This is a genomic window from Streptomyces sp. NPDC030222, from assembly GCF_055573115.1.
This window is the reverse complement of record NZ_JBVICA010000001.1, coordinates 276348-295342: the sequence shown is the minus strand read 5'-3', so window position 1 is coordinate 295342 and position 18995 is coordinate 276348. Positions and strand designations below refer to the sequence as shown.

At 72.2% G+C, this 18995-nt stretch carries 15 protein-coding genes and 1 pseudogene; 7 read left to right on the top strand and 9 right to left on the bottom strand.

Annotated elements, in window-relative coordinates:
- The first annotated feature begins 160 nt into the window (after positions 1 to 160).
- Together ACZ4Z5_RS01245 and lon are read left to right on the top strand one after the other, a co-directional pair.
- A complete protein-coding gene (locus tag ACZ4Z5_RS01245; protein WP_468254813.1) occupies positions 161 to 994 on the top strand; it encodes a rhomboid-like protein in 834 nt (277 codons plus the stop codon).
- Positions 995 to 1381: 387 nt separating this feature from the next.
- Positions 1382 to 3784 (top strand): endopeptidase La, encoded by a 2403-nt coding sequence (gene lon, locus ACZ4Z5_RS01240; protein ID WP_468254811.1) that lies wholly within the window; start codon positions 1382 to 1384, stop codon positions 3782 to 3784.
- A gap of 59 nt (positions 3785 to 3843) precedes the next feature.
- On the opposite strand, the gene ACZ4Z5_RS01235 is transcribed toward lon, so the two are convergent.
- Complete coding sequence (locus tag ACZ4Z5_RS01235) at positions 3844 to 4692, bottom strand: lysozyme (protein ID WP_468254809.1); 849 nt, start codon at positions 4690 to 4692, stop codon at positions 3844 to 3846.
- A gap of 154 nt (positions 4693 to 4846) precedes the next feature.
- Here ACZ4Z5_RS01235 and ACZ4Z5_RS01230 point away from each other — a divergent pair, with 154 nt between their 5' ends.
- Positions 4847 to 5320, top strand: coding sequence for a MarR family winged helix-turn-helix transcriptional regulator (locus ACZ4Z5_RS01230; protein WP_468254806.1), 474 nt, complete (start codon positions 4847 to 4849; stop codon positions 5318 to 5320).
- A gap of 13 nt (positions 5321 to 5333) precedes the next feature.
- On the opposite strand, the gene ACZ4Z5_RS01225 is transcribed toward ACZ4Z5_RS01230, so the two are convergent.
- The gene (locus ACZ4Z5_RS01225; protein ID WP_468254803.1) at positions 5334 to 6116 is read right to left on the bottom strand and encodes a protein phosphatase 2C domain-containing protein; all 783 of its coding nucleotides are present in this window, start codon (positions 6114 to 6116) and stop codon (positions 5334 to 5336) included.
- A gap of 385 nt (positions 6117 to 6501) precedes the next feature.
- On the opposite strand from ACZ4Z5_RS01225, the gene ACZ4Z5_RS01220 reads away from it, so the two are divergent.
- From ACZ4Z5_RS01220 to ACZ4Z5_RS01210, 3 genes are read left to right on the top strand one after another with little or no spacing between them, the layout of a single operon-like run.
- Positions 6502 to 9348, top strand: a complete 2847-nt coding sequence (locus ACZ4Z5_RS01220; RefSeq protein WP_468254800.1) for a sensor histidine kinase — start codon at positions 6502 to 6504, stop codon at positions 9346 to 9348.
- Positions 9345 to 9827, top strand: coding sequence for a roadblock/LC7 domain-containing protein (locus ACZ4Z5_RS01215; protein ID WP_468254798.1), 483 nt, complete (start codon positions 9345 to 9347; stop codon positions 9825 to 9827). Before ACZ4Z5_RS01220 ends, ACZ4Z5_RS01215 begins: the two co-directional genes overlap by 4 nt.
- Positions 9824 to 10042, top strand: coding sequence for a hypothetical protein (locus ACZ4Z5_RS01210; RefSeq protein WP_468254795.1), 219 nt, complete (start codon positions 9824 to 9826; stop codon positions 10040 to 10042). Before ACZ4Z5_RS01215 ends, ACZ4Z5_RS01210 begins: the two co-directional genes overlap by 4 nt.
- A gap of 573 nt (positions 10043 to 10615) precedes the next feature.
- Here ACZ4Z5_RS01210 and ACZ4Z5_RS01205 read toward each other — a convergent pair.
- Genes ACZ4Z5_RS01205 through ACZ4Z5_RS01195 form a run of 3 tightly spaced genes read right to left on the bottom strand, consistent with a single transcriptional unit; the run spans position 10616 to position 12593 of the window.
- Positions 10616 to 10870 carry a hypothetical protein gene (locus ACZ4Z5_RS01205; protein WP_468254793.1) on the bottom strand — a complete coding sequence of 85 codons (255 nt, stop codon included), beginning with the start codon at positions 10868 to 10870 and terminating at the stop codon, positions 10616 to 10618.
- 10 nt (positions 10871 to 10880) lie between these two features.
- Complete coding sequence (locus tag ACZ4Z5_RS01200; RefSeq protein ID WP_468254790.1) at positions 10881 to 11612, bottom strand: TetR/AcrR family transcriptional regulator; 732 nt, start codon at positions 11610 to 11612, stop codon at positions 10881 to 10883.
- A 51-nt stretch (positions 11613 to 11663) separates the two neighbouring features.
- Entirely contained in the window at positions 11664 to 12593 is a 930-nt protein-coding gene (locus tag ACZ4Z5_RS01195) for an AurF N-oxygenase family protein (protein ID WP_468254788.1), read from the bottom strand.
- 128 nt (positions 12594 to 12721) lie between these two features.
- On the opposite strand from ACZ4Z5_RS01195, the gene ACZ4Z5_RS01190 reads away from it, so the two are divergent.
- Positions 12722 to 13981 (top strand): ferritin-like domain-containing protein, encoded by a 1260-nt coding sequence (locus ACZ4Z5_RS01190; protein WP_468254786.1) that lies wholly within the window; start codon positions 12722 to 12724, stop codon positions 13979 to 13981.
- Here ACZ4Z5_RS01190 and ACZ4Z5_RS01185 read toward each other — a convergent pair.
- The 4 genes and pseudogenes from ACZ4Z5_RS01185 to ACZ4Z5_RS01170 all read right to left on the bottom strand — a co-directional run bounded on the left by ACZ4Z5_RS01185 (position 13879) and on the right by ACZ4Z5_RS01170 (position 18928).
- Entirely contained in the window at positions 13879 to 14391 is a 513-nt protein-coding gene (locus ACZ4Z5_RS01185; RefSeq protein WP_468254783.1) for a DUF3291 domain-containing protein, read from the bottom strand. The two genes, ACZ4Z5_RS01190 and ACZ4Z5_RS01185, sit on opposite strands and share 103 nt — an antisense overlap.
- Complete coding sequence (locus ACZ4Z5_RS01180) at positions 14388 to 15512, bottom strand: amidase (RefSeq protein WP_468254780.1); 1125 nt, start codon at positions 15510 to 15512, stop codon at positions 14388 to 14390. Before ACZ4Z5_RS01180 ends, ACZ4Z5_RS01185 begins: the two co-directional genes overlap by 4 nt.
- 582 nt (positions 15513 to 16094) lie before the next feature.
- Positions 16095 to 17549, bottom strand: a pseudogene (locus ACZ4Z5_RS01175) (penicillin-binding transpeptidase domain-containing protein); the annotation flags it as partial.
- Complete coding sequence (locus tag ACZ4Z5_RS01170; RefSeq protein ID WP_468254777.1) at positions 17546 to 18928, bottom strand: FtsW/RodA/SpoVE family cell cycle protein; 1383 nt, start codon at positions 18926 to 18928, stop codon at positions 17546 to 17548. The gene ACZ4Z5_RS01170 and the pseudogene ACZ4Z5_RS01175, both read right to left, overlap by 4 nt.
- Positions 18929 to 18995: the final 67 nt, after the last annotated feature.

The following is an 18995-nucleotide window of genomic DNA, read 5'->3' as shown; positions in this document are numbered from 1 at the left end:
GGTTGCTTTCTGTGACGCACGTCATGGACGCGGCCGGAGAAGATCCCCGAGGGTGGCCGTTGTCCATGACATGGGGAAAGCGGCCGGGGTGTACACGGGCGGCTCGACGATTCCGGACGCGGGCGGCAGCGCACGCCGGACGGGGAAGGAGCCTGACGCGGTGCAACGGCCTCGCGCGGCAGCGGACCGGAGCGGATCGCCGGACCGCACGGCAACGCCACCGGTGCCCGACCAAGGGGCGTCGGCGCCGCACGAAGGGCCGTCGCAAGGCACCCCCGCCGCACGGGCGACGTGCGGACCGGGCCCCCGGGCAGGGGCCCGGCAGGCGCTGCGCCTGCTGCCGAGCCCCACGGGCGCGCCCTTCACCTTCTGGTACTCGCTGCTTCTCGTCGGCACGTCGCTGTTCGCCCAGTACGGCGATCCGGACACCGTCGCGGCCCTGCTGCGCGGCTCCAGCACGGACGTCGCACATCTCGTGACCAGTCCCCTGCGGGTCCTGGTCGCCAGCGCCCTGTGGATCTCGGGCGGCCTGGCCTCGGCGTACGCCCTCGGGTTCCTCTTCGTGCTGACGGCGCTGGAACGCCGTACGGGCGCCTGGCCCACCGCGGGACTGTTCGTGATCGGCCATATGGCCACGACCCTGGTCACGGAGATTCCGGTCGGGCTGTCGGTGCTGGCCGGACATCTGCCGGTGACCTCCCTGCACCGTCTCGACTACGGCATCAGCTTCGGCCTTCTGGCGTGCGTGGGCGGGCTCGCCGGGCTGCTGAGCCCGCGGGCGCGGTGGATCGCGCTCGCGTGGGTGGCGGTGATGCTGGGCCGGGACCTGCTGGTGTTCGAGGATCCGATCAGCAACTGGGGCCATCCGATCGCCCTGCTCGTCGGTATCGCGTGCTGGCCGCTGCTGCGGCGCCTGCCCGGTCGCCCGGAGCGCCCGTGGCGGCGTTCCCCGGGAGCGTCCGCAGCTCAGGTGCTTCCCACGGTCGTGCCGTAGGCGGCACGCCCCCGGCCTCGCCTCGTCGGCGTCCGGTCGGCCCCCGCCCCGTCTGTGTCAGCTGGGCGGCCGGTTCGTGGACGGGGACGCACCCCGCGCGGCGACGGCGAGGGGCGGTGTGATGGCGCACGAACGGGCGCGATGCGACGGCGAGCGCGGCAGCGACTGGCGACGCGGCGACGATCACCCGACACGTCCGGTCGGCACGGGGCACATGCTCCGCGTCCGTGGCGTTCCTGGTGGTCAGAGCTGTCCTGTTCCCTGCCTGGTGGTCCGCGCCCCTCTTCCGGGTGATCGCCGACAGCGAACAACCGGCGCCCGTGGAACATCCGGCCGCTCCCGAGCATTGAGTCGGCATAGCTCAACTTGAGTGCTGAAGGGGAGATCATGGCTTCGACGTCCACACCGCTCACCCTGCCCGTGCTGCCCCTCGACGACGAGGTCGTGCTTCCCGGCATGGTGGTGCCGCTGGACCTGTCCGACACCGAGGTGCGCGCCGCGGTGGAGGCCGCGCAGGCGGCCGCCCGGGCCTCCGGGGGCCGTCCCAAGGTGCTCCTGGTGCCGCGCATCGACGGCACGTACGCCGGGACCGGCGTCCTGGGCACGGTCGAGCAGGTCGGACGGCTCGCCGACGGCGACCCCGGCGCCCTGATCCGCGGCCGCGGCCGCGTGAGGATCGGCGCCGGCACCACCGGACCCGGTGCCGCGCTGTGGGTGGAGGGCACCCCGGTCGAGGAGACGGTCCCCGACCCGCTGCCCGGCTCCGTCACCGAGCTGGTGAAGGAGTACAAGGCCCTCGCCACCAGCTGGCTGAAGAAGCGCGGCGCCTGGCAGGTCGTCGACCGCGTCCAGCAGATCGACGACGTCTCCGCGCTCGCCGACAACTCCGGGTACTCGCCGTTCCTCACCGTCGCCCAGAAGGTGGAGCTCCTGGAGACCGCCGACCCGGTCACGCGGCTGAAGCTCGCCATCCAGTGGCTGCGCGACCACCTCGCCGAACAGGACGTGGCCGAGTCCATCGCCAAGGACGTCCAGGAGGGTGTCGACCGGCAGCAGCGCGAGTTCCTGCTGCGGCGGCAGCTCGAAGCCGTCCGGAAGGAGCTGCGCGAGCTGAACGGCGAGTCCGACGACGACGAACCCGACGACTACCGCGCCCGCGTGGAGGCGGCCGACCTGCCCGAGAAGGTCCGCGAGGCGGCCCTCAAGGAGGTCGCCAAACTGGAGCGGTCCGGTGACCAGAACCCCGAGAGCGGCTGGATCCGCACCTGGCTGGACACCGTCCTGGAGATGCCGTGGAACGAGCGCACCGAGGACGCCTACGACATCAAGGGGGCCAAGGCGGTCCTCGACGCCGAGCACGCCGGTCTGGAGGACGTCAAGGAGCGGATCACCGAGTACCTCGCGGTGCGCAAGCGCCGCGCGGACCGGGGCCTCGGCGTGGTCGGCGGCCGGCGCGGAGGCGCGGTGCTCGCGCTCGTCGGACCTCCCGGCGTCGGCAAGACCTCGCTCGGCGAGTCCGTGGCGCACGCCATGGGCCGGAAGTTCGTCCGGGTCGCCCTCGGCGGTGTGCGGGACGAGGCGGAGGTCCGCGGTCACCGGCGGACCTACGTGGGCGCCCTGCCCGGCCGTATCGTCCGGGCGATCAAGGAGGCCGGTTCGATGAACCCGGTCGTCCTGCTCGACGAGATCGACAAGGTCGGCTCCGACTTCCGCGGCGACCCGGCCGCGGCGCTGCTCGAAGTCCTCGACCCGGCGCAGAACCACACCTTCCGCGACCACTACCTGGAGGTCGAACTCGACCTGAGCGACGTCGTCTTCCTGGCCACCGCCAATGTGCTGGAGGCCATTCCGGAGGCGCTGCTCGACCGTATGGAACTCGTCAGGCTCGACGGCTACACCGAGGACGAGAAGGTCGTCATCGCCCGCGACCACCTGCTCCCGCGCCAGCTGGAGCGGGCCGGTCTGGCGGACGGAGAGGTGACCATCGACGAGTCCGCCCTGCGCAGGCTCGCCGGCGAGTACACCCGCGAGGCGGGCGTGCGGACCCTGGAGCGTGCCGTCGCGCGGCTGCTGCGGAAGGTCGCGGCCCAGCACGAGCTCGGGGAACGTGCGTTCCCGTTCACGGTCACCGAGGACGATCTGCGCGGACTGATCGGACGGCCGCACCACGTGCCCGAGTCCGCCCAGGACCCGGCGGAGCGCCGCACCTCGGTGCCCGGCGTGGCCACCGGACTCGCGGTCACCGGCGCGGGCGGGGACGTCCTCTTCGTGGAGGCGTCACTGGCCGATCCGGAGACGGGTGCCGCCGGGCTGACCCTCACCGGTCAGTTGGGCGACGTGATGAAGGAGTCGGCGCAGATCGCGCTGAGCTTCCTCCGTTCGCACGGTGCGGAGCTGGAGCTGCCGGTGGCGGACCTCAAGGACCGCGGGGTGCACGTCCACTTCCCGGCCGGCGCCGTTCCCAAGGACGGCCCGAGCGCCGGCGTCACGATGACGACCGCGCTGGCGTCGCTGCTCTCGGGCCGGCTCGTCCGTACGGACGTGGCCATGACCGGCGAGGTGTCGCTGACCGGCCGGGTGCTGCCGATCGGCGGGGTGAAGCAGAAGCTGCTCGCCGCGCACCGGGCGGGCATCACCACCGTGGTGATCCCCAAGCGGAACGAGGCGGACCTGGACGACGTCCCGGCGGAGGTCCTCGAAGGGCTGGAGGTGCACCCGGTCACCGACGTCCGGCAGGTCCTGGAGCTCGCCCTGGCGCCGGCCACGGCGGACGTCCCGGTCGCGGCCTGACCCCGCTCGGTCCCTCTCCCTCTCCCGTGGGGAGAGGGACCACGGGTTTGTCGGCCGCCTCAGCCGTTCGCCAGTGCCCGCAGCCGGTCGTAGGCGCCGTTGAACCGGTCGTGGTCGCCCACGAGCGGCCCGGACGAGGTGTACTGCCACATCGTGTGGTAGAGCCATCCCGCGGGGAGTTCGCCCGGGGTGGTGTCGTACCGGGCGATCCACAGCGGGTTCACCGCGCCGAAGCCCGGGTGGTTGCCGGTGCACATCTTCCACCAGCTGGTGGCGGTGTAGATGACGGGGTCGCGCCCGGTACGCGCCTTGTAGCGGGTGACGAAGGAACGGATCCAGCTCACCATCGACGCGCGGGACTTGCCGTAGCAGGCCGATCCGTACGGGTTCCACTCGATGTCGAGGACACCGGGCAGGGTCCGGCCGTCGCGCACCCAGCCACCGCCACGGGCGATGAAGTAGTCGGCCTGGGCGGCGCCCGAGGACGTGTCGGGGGTCGCGAAGTGGTACGCGCCCCTGATCATGCCCACGCTGCGCGAGCCGTTGTACTGCTGCGTGAAGTAGGGGTTCTTGTAGTAGGTGCCTTCGGTGGACTTTACGTAGGCCCATTTCACTCCACTGGCCCAGAGGGCGGGCCAGTCGACGGTGCCCTGGTGGCTGCTGACGTCCACGCCCTCGATCTGGGTCGAGCGGCCCGCCGACGGCATACCGCGCCAGCCGTCGTGTGCGAGGACGCCCATGCCCATGCGGGCCGAACCGCGTGCGAGCCGCGCCTTCGCGGCGCCCGCCGCGTCGGCGGTGCCGGGAGGGGCCAGGGCGAGGCAGAGGGGCAGGGTGGCGAGGCTGAGGAGGATCGCGGCCGTCGCAGTGCGCGGGCGGCGCTCCGTTCCGGATCTTTGCACGGGCATAGCCTGCCCCTGAACGCTGCGCATGAGGGCTTCTGACGAACCGTCGGCATGTCGTGGCGTGAACACGTCATAGACGGGGGTGCTCCGGAGCGGTCCGGCGCCCGTCGCTGGGAAATACTGGACCGGCAGGGCGGACCATGCGAGGGGAGCTGACGTGCACGGAACCGGGTCCGGCGGCGCAGGAGGCGCGGGTGAGGAGTTCCAGGAGTTCCTCGCGCTCGAACGCGAGCTCGCGGTCTTCCTCCGCCGTGCCCGGGCGTCCTCGGGAGAACTGGCCCGGGAGGTCCACCCGGAGCTCGAACCCGCCGCGTACGGACTGCTCGTGCGCCTGGAGGAGGCCGGTCAGCAGCGCGCCACCGACCTGGCAGGCTACTTCGGTGTCGGCAAGGCCACGATGAGCCGCCAGTTGCGCGCCATGGAGGACCTCGGTCTCGTGGACCGCGAGCCCGATCCGGCCGACGGGCGCGCCTTCCTGGTGCGCCTCACCTCCGGGGGACGCGACCGCTTCCGCCGGGTACGGGACGCCCGCCGTGCCCGGTACGTCCGCAAACTCGCCGACTGGGACCGTGCGGAGGTCGCGGAGCTGGCCAGGCTGCTGCACCAGCTCAACGCGGGGTCGGAGGGCTGACCGTCCGGGATGCTCAGAATTCGGCGAACACCGCCGTCGCGTCGTCGTGCGTCTTCCCGTGGCGTCGGCGTGTACGCCCCGCGTCCGCCGACTCCAGGGCGCGCACCCGGTCGACGAGGGCCTGCGCGCCCTCCTTGCGGAGCACGGCCAGGCACGCGGCCCAGTCGCCCTCGCCGAACCGATCGGTCCACCGGCTCGCGCCGTCGGTCAGCGCGGCGACTGCCCGGATCTCGCACCGCGGCACCGTGCCGGTGATCGCGCGCACCGCGACCGAGGGGTCGGCTGCGGCGGTGTAGAAGCCCCCTTCGGCGTTCCGGAGTGCGTCGGTCGCCGTGAGCGAGATGCGCACCCCGGGCGGCAGGCGGTCCAGCCGGTCGTCGAGCACCGCCCGCACGCTCCCGTCCCGGTGCTCCAGCAACAGCGTCGAGTCGGACAGCACCAGGTGCTCCACGAGGTCCGGGTCCCACCGGACCATCACGACCGTCGCCTGCGGAGTACGCGCGTGAGAAAGGTCACACCGGTCCGCATGTGCCTCTGCTGTGCGCCGGATGGACTCGGCGAGCACACCGGTGAGGGGTGTATCCCGTAGTGAAGCGGACAGTTCGGTCAGCAGTCCGCCCAGTCGCATGGTGAACCACGGCACTCCGTGCACACAGCCGTCGCCCCCGGTCGGCGGCGTCACGCCGTCCAGGACCACCAGGGTGCCGCCCTGTCCGCCCGTCGGTGCCGTGGCGCCCGCCCAGTCCTCGTTGGGCCGTCCGGGATCACCAGGAGCCGTCGCGAGTTCGATGCGCATGGGCCCAGTCTGCCCGACGCCTTCGCGGCTTCCATGTGGATGGACGGCGATTGGACGGTGCTGGCGGAGGGTGTCGCATTTCCCGCCGAATGGCCGGTCCGTGAAGCTGTGGGCGCGCATCCTGTCAAAGGCCGTGGCCCAGGTCCAACCGGCGCACCCGGTTCACATGTTCCCGTCGGTAACAAGAGTTGTTCGTCAACTCCGGAGTGTTGTTCACTCGTTCGGGTGGCGGAGTCATTGAAGCGCGCCTCCCTCCCAAATCCACTGGAATGGTCGGAACCCGTTCAGGGGTGGGGGCGCTCTCTGGCATGACCGACCGTCACCCGGCTTTCTGGGCGGATGAAACACGCGAGTCGAGTCAAGCGAGTCAAGATTGCGAGCACCGGTGCAGAAGAAGTCGCCTCGGGGCAAAGACGGTACGGCAAACGGGCGCCCGGTACGGGTGCGCCGTAGGCTGGTCGTCTCGGTGGCCGTGGTCGGCCTCGTCGTCCTCGGCACGGGAGCCCCGGCCGTCGTCGCCGCCTCCGCCGACCTGACCGAGTCCCAGCGCCTGGTCACCCTCGCGCAGCTCAACCAGCAGGCGGTCACCCTCGCCCAGTCGCTCGCCGACGAACGGGACCAGGTCACCTCCTACGTAGCGGCCGGCCGGGACGAGGCCTCCAAGGGCCTCTCCGACGAGCGCAGCGCCCGCGTCGACCGTCAGATCGACGAGATCCGCTCCGCCGCCCCCGCCGCCCTCGGCCGCGACCTCGCCACCGTGCCCTCCGTGCGCCGCACCGCGCTCACCGGCAAGGGCAGCGCCCTCGAAGCGCACAAGGCGTACACCGACGTCATCTCCAAGCTCCAGGGCGTCGCCGACGAGATCGCCGAGAAGACGCCCGCCCGGGCCGCCGAGGCGACGCGCGCGCCCGCCACTCTCGGCCGTGCCGTCGAACAGGCCTCGGCCACCCGCGGTCTGCTGCTCGCCGCCCTCGCCGTGCCGCGTGAGGAGACCGGCGGCACCTTCGACCCGGTCACCGGCGTCCGCAAGGAGGACGAGGACAGCGACACCGCCCGCGAGCGCAACGCGCTCAGCGCCGCCGCCCAGCAGGCCCGGGTCCGCGAACTGGCCGCGCTCGCCGACTTCGACCAGGCCGCCGGCAGCGCCGCCCGCGAATCCCTCGCGACCACCGTCTCGGGACCCGAGGTCACCGCCGCCGAGCGCACCCTCGGACGACTCACCGACCAGCCGGAACTCTCCAAGGAGGAACGGCGCACCGACCGCGATAAGACCGAGGCGGCACTCTCCGCCCGTATCGACCGCATGCGGGGGGTCGAGTCCTCCCTCGCCACCGCACAGGTCGCGCGGCTCGAAGCCCTGCGGGACGACGACGTCACCGCCCTGGAGATCCGCGTCGGATTCGTCGGGGTCTGCTTCCTCTTCGCGATCGGTGTCTCCACGGCCGTCGCCCGCACCCTCACCCGGCCCCTCGCCGTGCTGCGGATCGGCGCCGCCCGGCTCGCCGGCTCGTCCGCCCCGGAGACCGAGGAGCCGATCCGGTTCACCGGCCGCAACGACGAGTTCGCGCAGGTCGTCAGGTCCCTCAACACACTGCACGGCAAGCTGGCCGAGGCCGGCGAGCAGACCGGCAAGCTGACCGCCGAGCGCGGCCGGCTGATCGAGGCCCGCGAGAAGGTCGCCACCGAGCGCGCCGAACTCCGCGAGCGCACCACCGCGCTCACCGACGAGGTGGAGCGGCTGCGCAGGTCCGTCCAGCACACCTTCGTCAACCTCGCCCTGCGCAACCTCGGCCTGGTCGAACGGCAGCTCGGGATCATCGAGGGGCTGGAGAGCCGCGAGCAGGACCCTCAGCAGCTCTCCACCCTCTTCAAGCTCGACCACATGGCCACGGTCATCCGCCGCCACAGCGAGAACGTACTGGTCCTCGCCGGCACCGAGCACGGCCACCAGACGGCGGGACCGATCCCGCTGGAGGACGTGCTGCGCGCCGCCGTCAGCGAGATCGAGCCCTACGAGCGCGTCGACATCCAGGCCCTCCCGGCACACGCCCAGGTCGCCGGCTTCGCCGCGGACGACCTCAGCCACCTGGTCGCCGAACTCCTGGAGAACGCCACCTCCTTCTCCCCGGTGGACACCAAGGTGCGGCTCTCCGGCCGGCTCACGGACGACGGCGGGGTCGTTCTCACCGTGCAGGACGAGGGCACCGGTATGTCCGGCGCACGCCGTGCCGAGCTGAACGCCCGGCTCGCCGAACCCTCCTCGTACGACCCGGGGGACCGCGCGAACGTCGAGGGCGGCGGACTCGGCCTCCATGTGGCCGCGCTGCTCGCCCAGCGGCTGGGTGTCCGGATCGAGCTGAGGGAGCTGAAGCAGGGCGGTATGGCCGCGGTCGTCGTCCTGCCCGAGGCGATCATGCCCAGCACGTCCGAGGCCCCGGGGGCCTCCCAGGCCGTGAACGAGGCCGTGACCGCGGGCGAAGCGGTGACGGAGGCCACCGAGCCGGGCATGCGCGCCGAGGTGGCCGAGGCCGCTGCTGACGAGAGTGCGTTTGAAGGCGAAGCTGCTGCCGAAGCGGAAGCCGAGTTCGAGGCCGAAGCCGGGGTCGAGGCCGGGGTTCGCGACGAGGCCGTGTCCGTGACCGAGCACGGTGAGCCGGCCGACGCGGCAGCCACCGCCGCGTCCCACGACGCGGCAGCCACGCCGGAGGACGGATACGACGGCGGGCAGGACGACGAGCCGGAGGCCCCCGCGCCGGACGAGCGGATCGCGGCGGCCGTCGCCGGTCCCTACGCCATCGGGCCCGAGGCACACGAGCGCATCGTGGACGGCGAGGACGCCCGGACCGCCGCGGAGCCGGAGGTCGACGAGCCGACGTTCACCATGCGTCTGCCGCAGCCGGCACCGGAGCCCGAGGGGACGCCGGAGCCGGTGACGGGCCGGGAGGGGGTTCCGGCCGGGGACCCGGACACGGCACTGCCCGAGGAAACGGAAACCGGCAGTGGAACCGCTCGTATCCCCCACCAGATGTCCGCCGCGCACGAGCGCACGGGCGGCCACGACCTGGAGGAACTGCGCCGCCGGCTCGGCGGCTTCCACCAGGGCGCGAACGAAGGACGGCGCGACGCCGAGGCGGAGATCGCCGCACACGTCGACAGCGCCGGGCACGGCGGGACGGACCGTCCCGCGGACATGGACGGATCGGGGGAGACAGTCGAGGAGGCACGTAGTTGACCGCGACGGGCACATATGGACTGAGCAGCGAAGCACGAAACCTGCACTGGCTGTTGAAGAGCCTGGTGGAGGAGGTGTCAGGGCTGCTGTCCGTTGCCGTCGTCTCGTCGGACGGGCTGCTGCTGCTGTCCTCCGACCCGGAGCAGCGCGCCGCAGCAGCCAATGCCCCACGCCCCAAGGGACCCCGTGGATCGAGTGCCGATCTCGCCGCGGTCGTGTCCGGGATCGCCAGCCTCACCATGGGCGCGGCCGCACTGATCGACGGGGGAGCCGTCAAGCACACCCTGGTCGCCATGGACCAGGGCAATGTCTTCGTCATGTCGATCAGTGACGGCTCCCTGCTCGGCGTGCATGCCGCGGCGGACTGCGACATGGGGGTGGTGGCCTACCACATGGCGCTGTTCGTCGGCCGGGCCGGCCATGTCCTCACGCCCGAACTCCGCAGCGAACTGCGCCGGTCGCTGGAGCGCACCCGATGAGCGCGGCCGTCCCCGCCCTCCCCGTACGGGGCGTCGTCCTGCGCCGCCCGGCGCGTGTGCGCCCCTACTCCCTGTCCGGTGGCCGCCCGCGGGTCGTCAGGGTGTTGCTCGGCGACCCGGCCGCACCGAATCCGTTCCTCACCACCGGACACGCCCAGGACGCACCGGACCGCGCCCTGCTCGAACGGGTGCTGGACGGACTCCGGCGCCTCTGACGCCGTCGGGGCGGCCGCAGGACACGACCGCCGAGGACTCCCGGTGACTCACCGCGCGTCGGCGGGAGCGTGATCCGCCTGGGACCCCGAGGGGGAGTGCGGCGGCCGTTCCGGACGCGTGGCCGAAAAGCGGCCCGCCCTCGGCCGAGGGAACACGGAGGCTTGTGGGCCCGCCCGGGGGCCGCTGCAGGTGGAGCCCCTGAAGTCTCGTCAGCAGCGTGCACGCCGAGGGCCGCCGGATTCCACGGGGCCGGGGGTACGTACACGGGTTCCACGGCGGGAGGGCCCCCGCGCAGCGGAAACGCTCCTGACACCTCTTCACCTCGGCGGCGGGGATGCCGACCTCCCCGGACCCCGGACGTGATGCTCACACCATGGGGTGTGGCCGGCGTGGAGGTTGCGGGGCGCGGCGGGCCGGCCCGGTCATCCGTACCGCTGACGGCGGCACGTCCACCGGCGCGCCTGCGGGACCTCGGACCGTTTGCGGCGGGCCCTTACCCGGTCCACGGCCCCTCGCGTCCTAACCGGTCCACGGCCCTTTGCGTCTTCCTCGGTCCACCCGGCCCCCGCCTCTCACTTGGACCAAGGCCACTTGCGCCGCTCCCGCCCCTCCGGCACGTACACGTATTTCCAGCCGCGCGGGAGCCCCAGTCGTCTGGTGTGCCCGGCCGGGACGCGTTCGTAGGTGTGCACGGTCGGCGGACCTCCGGCATCGTCGGGGACGGGGACCTCGTACCAGCGCGGCGGCTGGCCGGTGGGCCCGACCAGGACCTGCAGGGTGCGGCCGTCCAGGGGGCCGCCGACGAACGGCGTGTTCTCGCTTCTCACCCCTCCAGTCTCACAGGAGGCGTTCCGCCTCGCCGACCACGCCCAGCACCCGGCGGGCGAGCCGCGCGGCGGCCCCGTCGGGCTGTTCCGTGCCGAGCGCCGCCCGCAGGATCTCCGCGGCCTGCGGATCCGTCGCCGCGGTCGCGGTGAGCAGCGCGACCAGATGGTCGACGAGCCAGTCGCGGAGCTCGTCGCGCGGCGGCTGCTTGTCCTCGTCGAGCCAGATCAGCGACGCGGCCTCGACCGCCGCGATCCAGGTCCTGACCATGAGCCGCAGCCGCGGGCCCGGATCGGGCACCTCCAGGTGGACGAGGATCTGCTCGGCACCGGCCCGCCGCACCTCGTCGACGATCGCGGTGGTCCGGGAGGTGTCGGCGACACTGCCGCCCTGGAGCAGCGCGCTGAACCCGGTGTCGTGCTGGTCCACGAACTCCAGGTACCGGTCCAGGGCACGGGCGAGACGCAGGGTCAGCGGCCCGGACTGCGGTTCGGCGAAGCACAGCTCCAGCTCGTCCGCGGCGGAGCGGAGCGCCGCCTCGTACAGCTGCTGCTTGCCGCCGGGGAAGTAGCGGTACACCAGGGGCCGGGAGACCCCGGCCGCCTCGGCGACGTCGTCCAGCGACACGTCCTCCGGTGCTCGTTGCGCGAACAGCGTGAGGGCGGCGCCGAGCAGCTGCACACGCCGCTCCTCGACGCTGAGCCTGCGGTAGGCGCGGGTGTCGGCCGGCGGCGTCGGGGTCATGCTCCGCAGCGTAACCCCATCGCCACGCGTCGGGTCCGGCCGTTCACGGTGTCAGGCCAGCAGCCCCGAGCTCTTCCACAGCCGGCGCCCGACTCCCTGGAGGACGCCGATGTCGTCGAGGAAGTCGGTGAGCCGCTTCGCGCCGGTCTGCATGACCTCGCGGCGGTGGCCGCTGGCCCTGACCTGGGCGACCGCCTCCCGGCGGTCGAGGCCGACGTTCGTGTAGACGTCGGGGCTCACGAAGCAGGCGGAGAAGACCCGCGCCGCCTCGCCGCAGCTGATACGGGTCAACTCGGCTTCCCAGCGGGGGCAGGTGACCATCTGGCGGCGCAGCTCCTCGCGGGCGTACCGCACGTGCCGGGCCTCCTCCACGACGTGGATGCGGGTCACCCCGCGCACCAGGTTCTGGACCCGCTCGTCCGGGAACGTCAGCCGCTGCATCCAGTCGAGGATCTCCTCGCCGAGCAGCGTGGCCGCGAAGGAGCCGGGAGTGGTGGAGACCGTCTTCAGGACCCGTGCGAGATTGTGGTAGACCCGGGGCACCTGGTAGGCGGGGGTGCCGCCCCTCCGGATCAGCCGGGCGAACATCATGGAGTGCCGGCACTCGTCGGCGATCTCGGTCAGCGCGTACCGGACGTGGTTGCTGGTGACCGGTTTGTCGTAGATGTGCCGGACGAGCAGCTGCATGAGGATGATCTCGAACCAGATGCCGAGCGAGGCGAGCGACGCGGCCTCGTGGCGGGCCAGTTCCATCCGTTGTTCCTCGGACATCCGCCGCCACAGCGGGGTGTCGTACAGCGAGACCAGCTCCGGCGGCCAGAACCACTTGCCCTCCTCGAACGGCGCGTCCCAGTCCAGTTCCCGGTCCGGGTCGAAGGAGTGCTTGGCGGAGGACTCGAGCAGCCGCTCGGCGACCTGCTCGCGGTCCCGGAGCGGGCCGAGTGCGTCCCGGAGGATGCCTCGTTCGATCTCGGTCGTCATGCTGAAGACACCTCATGTCGCTCGCCGGACATCTCGCTTACTCTTATGAGACTGCCTGTCAGTAAGAGCGTCAATCCCCTGTTTACGACTTGTTGACCCGGCGTCTACTACGTGTGAGCCTGCGCAGTATGCCGACGCACGAGCTGTACGCCAATCCCGTGGCCGAGCCCCACTGGCAGGTACCCGCCTCCGGCTCCGCCCGCTTCAGCTGGGAGTACGACGACGGGCGCGAACGCCTCCTCGCCCTCTACCGGAAGGGCAAGGACAAGCAGTGGGACGGCGCCACCCGGATCGACTGGGACCTGGAAGTCGACCCGTACGACCCGCTCGGCACCCCCGACGAGGCCCTGAGTCTCCACGGCACCCGCCACTGGGCCAAGATGACGGAGAAGGACAAGGGCGAGCTGCGCAGGCACTACACCTCCTGGCAGTTCAGCCAGTTCCTGCACGGTGAACAGGGCGCGATGGTGTGCGCCGCCCGCATCGTGGAGTCCGTGCCGGACCTCGACGCGAAGTTCTACTCCGCCACCCAGGTGATGGACGAGGCCCGTCACGCCGAGATCTACACCCGCTTCCTGCACGACAAGATCGGCATGCTCTATCCGATCAACGACAACCTCCGGACGCTGCTCGGCGACACCCTGCGCGACTCCCGCTGGGACATGCCCTACCTCGGCATGCAGGTGCTCATCGAGGGCCTGGCGCTCGCCGCGTTCGGGATGATCCGCGACACCACCGACAAACCGCTGCCCAAACAGATCCTGGCCTACGTCATGCAGGACGAGGCCCGCCACGTGGCGTTCGGACGCATGGCGCTGCGGGACTACTACCGGCAGCTCACCGACGCCGAACTCCGCGAGCGGGAGGAGTTCGTCATCGAGGGCTGCCACCTCATGCGCGACCGGCTGCGCGGCACGGAGGTCCTGGAGAACTTCGGCATCTCCAGGAAGGAGGCCGAGGAGTTCTCGGAACAGTCGGAGTTCCTGCACCTCTTCCGCAAGCTGCTGTTCAGCCGCATCGTCCCCTGCGTCAAGGACATCGGCCTGTGGGGCGAACGTCTCCAGAAGGCCTATCTCGCCATGGGTGTCTTCGACCTCGGCGACTCCGACCTCGACCTCCTGATGACCCAGGACGAGGAGATCGCCGAACAGCTCGACCGCGACCGCTTCGCGGCGGAGGAGGCCGCACGGGTCGCGGAGGTCGACGCCGCCATCGCGGAGGGCCGCGGGGAAGGTCCTGCGGGAAGTCCTGCGGACGGACACCCTCGACATCTACCTGACGGCCGTCAGGTAGCCGGAGGCGTCGGGCAGACGGGAGCCACGCGACCCGTCGGTGCCACCGGTCCGGCCGGCTCCGCCGGGAACGTCGTGCGGAACGTGAACGCATAGGGCGTCGGGCCGTGTTCGCGTACGTGGAGGAGGCGCCGCTCCGCCTCCTCCAGGGTCGGGCGGTGGCCGGCCGGGACCCACCACATGGTCGTCATGACCTCGTCCAGCCGTTCGAAGAACTCATAGCGGCGGGCCAGCATGTCGCGGTGCCGGCCCTGGTACATGAAGGCGCTGAGCGCATCGGCGTCACGCCACACCGACATGTTGACCATCATCCACTCGTCGCCGAACACCCGGAGGTCCTTCGCGTCGACCCCGTACGAGCTCGTCAGGCGCCACACGAAGCCGTCCGCATGCTCGGCGTCCGCGTTGACCGGGTCCAGTGCGTCGACGAAGGGCTTCAACTCATCGGAATCCAAGGGGTGCTTGAGCCGGGCGATATTCACCTGGGCGAGTTCGTGAGCGGTCATGGGCGCACGATAGCCCGGCCCGCTCCGCTGGTCTCGATTTTTTGTGCGAGGGTCAGCAGCAGGGGTTCGGTGCGGTGCGGTGCGACCACCTGGAGGCCCACCGGGCAACCGTCGGCGGTGAATCCCGCGGGCACCGAAAGTGCCGGATGCCCGCTGAGATTGAACGCCCAGGTGAGTGCCGTCGAATAGCAGTCACCCGGGCCCTCGTGGCCGTGCGGCCGGTTCGGGGTGGCCGGGGTGAGCAGCAGAGCCGTGCCCGCGAACAGGGCCGCGAGCCGGCGGTCGTTCTCGGCGCGCGTGTCCTCCGCCCGCTCCGCGTCACCGCTGCGCACCGCGCACCACGCGTCGCGGGGATCGAGCAGGGCGAACGGATCCGCCGGCTCCCCGAACCGTACGAGGCCCGCCTCCGCCCAGCGTTCCGCCGCGGCCCGCGCGACCGTCTCGACCTCGGGGTCGCACTGCGCGAAGCCGAGATCGGCGGACCACACCGCGGGCAGCGGGCCCGCCACTGCCTCCGGTTCCCGGCCCACCACGCACCGCAGATACGCCACCGCCTCCGCCGCCCCGCGCGCCAGCACCCCCGCGCTGGCCAGCCCCGTCCGGTCCGGGGAGGGCAGCAGCCCGTTCGTCGTCTTCAGCCCGAGCACCCCGCACCAGGCGGCGGGTATCCGCACCGAACCGGCACCGTCACTGCCCGTCGCCAGCGGCACCATGCCGGACGCCACGGCGACGGCCGAGCCCGCCGACGACCCTCCGGGGGTACGGTCCGCCCGGTACGGATTGACGGTGCGGCCGTGCGCGCCGCGCCCCCACGTCTGCCACTCCAGCTCCGGGCCCGGCACCGCCGTCGAACCTACCGGCACGCATCCCGCGGCCATCAGTCTTCGCGCGGCGAACGACCGGATCCCGCTCGGCCCTTTCACCGCGATCGGCATCCCCGCCAGCGGCAGCCGCTCACCGGCCCGCACCCGCCGGTCGATCTCCCGCGCCCGGTCCAGGGCTTCCTCCCGCCACACCTCGATGAACGCGCACAGCTCCCCGTCGAGCTGCTCGATACGACCGAGCGCCGCCGACACCGACTCGAGGGCACCCGCCCCGTCCCGTACCTCCGCAATATTCATGGACACCAGCTTCCCCCGCCCGCCGGGGCGCCGCACACCAGGGACTTTGCCGCCGCCGTCCGGGCATCGGCGGGTGCCCGGCAAGGCTCACTCCCGGGTTCCGGCCGGGGCTTGGGTGGTGATGGCCGGTGAGCTCCGGGTGCGGGCCGGGGCGCGGGCAGCGGGCGTGTGCCGTGTGCGGGTGGGCGGTCGAGCGCGGGGGGCGTTCGGGATTTCGGTGGGGGTGCGGGTGTCGGCCGGGGCGCCTGGGGAACGGGTGCCGCTCGGGTTCCGGGTGCGGGCCGGGGCGCCGGCTCCGGGTGGCTCATGGACTCCGGGCGACTTACGGGCTCCTGGGGCCTCCCGGGTCCCGGGTGCGAAAGCAGGAAGCGACGGCCGTACAGGAGGAGAGGGCCGTGCAGGGAGCGAGGGCCGGAGCGGAGGGGAGGGCCGTGGAGGAAGCGCAGGGCGCACCGGGAGCGAGGGGCGTCCGGGCAGGGTGGGGCGGGCAGGCGGCGAGGGGCGCCATGGCAGAGTGGGGCGCACCGGCGCCGACGGGCGGGCCGGCAGCGTCGTCCGGGCTCCGGCCCGGCCCCCGCCGTCCACCGCCAGAGCCGCCTCCATCACCGCCTTGGCGATCGGCGCCGCCTTGCCCCCGCCGCTGATGTCCGCACGCTGCGCGGCCGCGTCCTCCACGACCACCGCCACCGCCACCGTGGCCGTGGGGGCACCCGCGGGGCGTGCCCACGAGATGAACCAGGCATAGGGCGTGCCCTTGTTGCGGAACCCGTGCTGCGCGGTCCCGGTCTTGCCGCCGACCTGCACCCCGCGGATCGCCGCGTTGCCGCCCGTACCGTGCTCCACCACGTCCGTCATCATCCGCTGGAGCCGCAGTGCCGTCGCCGGACCCATCGCCATCCGGTACGGGCGCGGCCCGTTGTGGGTGACCGTGTCGCCGTCCGCCTGCGTGATCCGGTCCACGAGATACGGGCGCCTCAGCTCCCCGTGGTTGGCGACCGCCGACGCGACCATCGCCATCTGCAGCGGGGTGGCCCGTGTGTCGAACTGGCCGATGGAGGAGAGCGCCAGCTGGTCGGCGCTCATATCGGTGTCGAAGTTGGACTTCGCGACGCCGTAGGGGATGCGCAGGGCCGTGTCGTTGAAGCCGAACCGCTGCGCCGCCCGCACCATCCCCGGCCGGCCGACCCGTACCCCGAGGTGGGCCATCACGGTGTTGCACGACACCCGGATCGCGTCCGCCAGCGAGGCCTTCCGGCAGCCCCTCGCCCCGTCGGGCAGCCTGGTCCTGGTGCCCGGCAGCATGTACGGCGCCGGGGTGTCGGTCGGTTCGTCCACGTCCCGCACGAGCCCGGCGTCCAGCGCCGCGGCCGCCGTCACGATCTTGAACGTCGATCCGGGCGGATACGTCTCCCTGACAGCACGGTTGAGCATCGGCTGTGCGGTCGACGAGGTCAGTTCCGTCCACGCCTCGGCCACCGACCGGTCGTTCCCCGACAGCCGCCCGGGGTCGTACGACGGGCTGCTCACCAGCGCCAGGATCCGGCCCGTGGCCGGTTCCAGGGCGACCACGGCGCCGCGCCTGCCCTTGAGGCCCGTGTACGCGGCCCGCTGCACGGCATCCCTGATCGTGGTGACGACCCGGCCGCCGGGCTGCCGGCCGCGGGCCAGGCCGTCCCACGACGGGAACGGCACCAGCCGGGGGTCCGTACCGGCCAGCAGCGCGTCTTCGGCGTTCTCCAGGAACGACGTGCCGTACACCTGGGAGGCGTGCCCCGTGACCGGTGCGTACAGCGGGCCGTCGCGGTACGTCCGCTCGTAACGCAGCGGCTGCCGGGTGTCCTTGGAGGCGGTGACCGGCCGCCCGTCGACGATGATGGCACCGCGCGGCTGTGCGTAACGGGCGATCGTGGCACGGCGGTTGGCGGGGTTCGCATCGAGCGACCCGGCCTGGAGCAGCTGCACCCGCGCCGCGTTCGCCAGCAGCGCCACGAGCAGCACCAGCAGCAGTGCGGCCGCCCGCCGGATGTAGCGGGTCACCGCACGCCCTCGGCGACGGGCTCGAACGCGTCATGGCCGGCGGCCGGCTCCGGCCGGCGGGCCGAGTCGCTGAGCCGGATCAGCAGCGCCACGATGATCCAGTTCGTCACCACCGACGAACCGCCCTGCGCCAGGAACGGCATCGCCATGCCGGTCAGCGGGATCAGCCCGGTCACCCCGCCCGCGATGACGAACACCTGCAACGCCAGGATCGACGCGAGGCCGATCGCCAGCAGTCTCCCGAACGGGTCGCGCAGCGCCAGCCCCGCCCGGTAGCCCCGCGCCACCAGCAGCGCGTACAGCAGGAACACCGCAGACAGTCCCGACAGCCCCAGCTCCTCGCCCGCCGTGGCCAGGATGAAGTCGGACTTCGCGGCGAACCCGATCAGGATCGAGTGGCCGCGCCCCAGACCGGTCCCCGTCACCCCGCCCGCCGCGAAGGAGAACAACGACTGGGCGAGCTGTCCCGCCCCCCGCCCCTCCGCGATCCCGGCGAACGGGTCCGTCCAGTCCTCCACCCGCCCGTGCACATGCGGTTCCAGGGCACCGACCGCCGCCGCGCCCGCCGCCGCGAGCAGCAGTCCGACCGCGATCCAGCCGGTCCGGCCGGTCGCCACGTACAGCATGATCACGAACAGTCCGAAGAAGAGCAGGGAGGTCCCGAGGTCCCGTTCCAGCACCAGCACGCCCACGCTCAGCAGCCAGATCGCGACGATGGGCCCGAGTACCCGCCCGGTCGGCGACTGGAGCCGCCAGATCCGACGGCCCGTGTACGCGAGCGCGTTGCGGTTCGCTGCGAGGTACGCGGCGAAGAACACGGCCAGCAGGATCTTCGCGAACTCGCCCGGCTGGAACGAGAATCCGCCGAACCGGATCCAGATCCTCGCCCCGTTGACGGCGGGGAAGAAGATCGGCACGGTCATCAGCAGCAGGGCCGCGGTCATGGCCAGGTACGCGTACCCCTGGAGCAGCCGGTGGTCCCGCAACAGCAGCACCACCACGGTGAACAGGCCCACGCCGACCGTCGACCAGACCAACTGGGCGGGGGCGGCCTCAAGACGCGGAGTCTCCAGGTCCAGCCGGTAGATCAGGACCAGCCCGAGCCCGTTGAGCAGCACGGCGATCGGCAGCAGCAGCGGATCGGCGTAGGGTGCGCGCAGGCGTACGGCCAGGTGCGCGAGCAGCGCCAGCACCCCGAGCCCCGCCCCGTACCCGGCGGCACCCGGCGGAAGGGCGCCGTCGTGCGCCAGCCCGACGCCGATGTACCCGTACACCGCGATCAGCACCGCCCCCACGAGCAGCGCGAGTTCGACCCCGCGCCGCCTGGGCGGCACCACACCGCGCGGGGGCAGGGGTGCGTCCGGCGGCGTGGGGCTCATATCGGGCAAACGTATCAAGGAGTGGGTGGTTGCCTCCGGATATGCCGGGTCTGTGCTGGTACGCGTC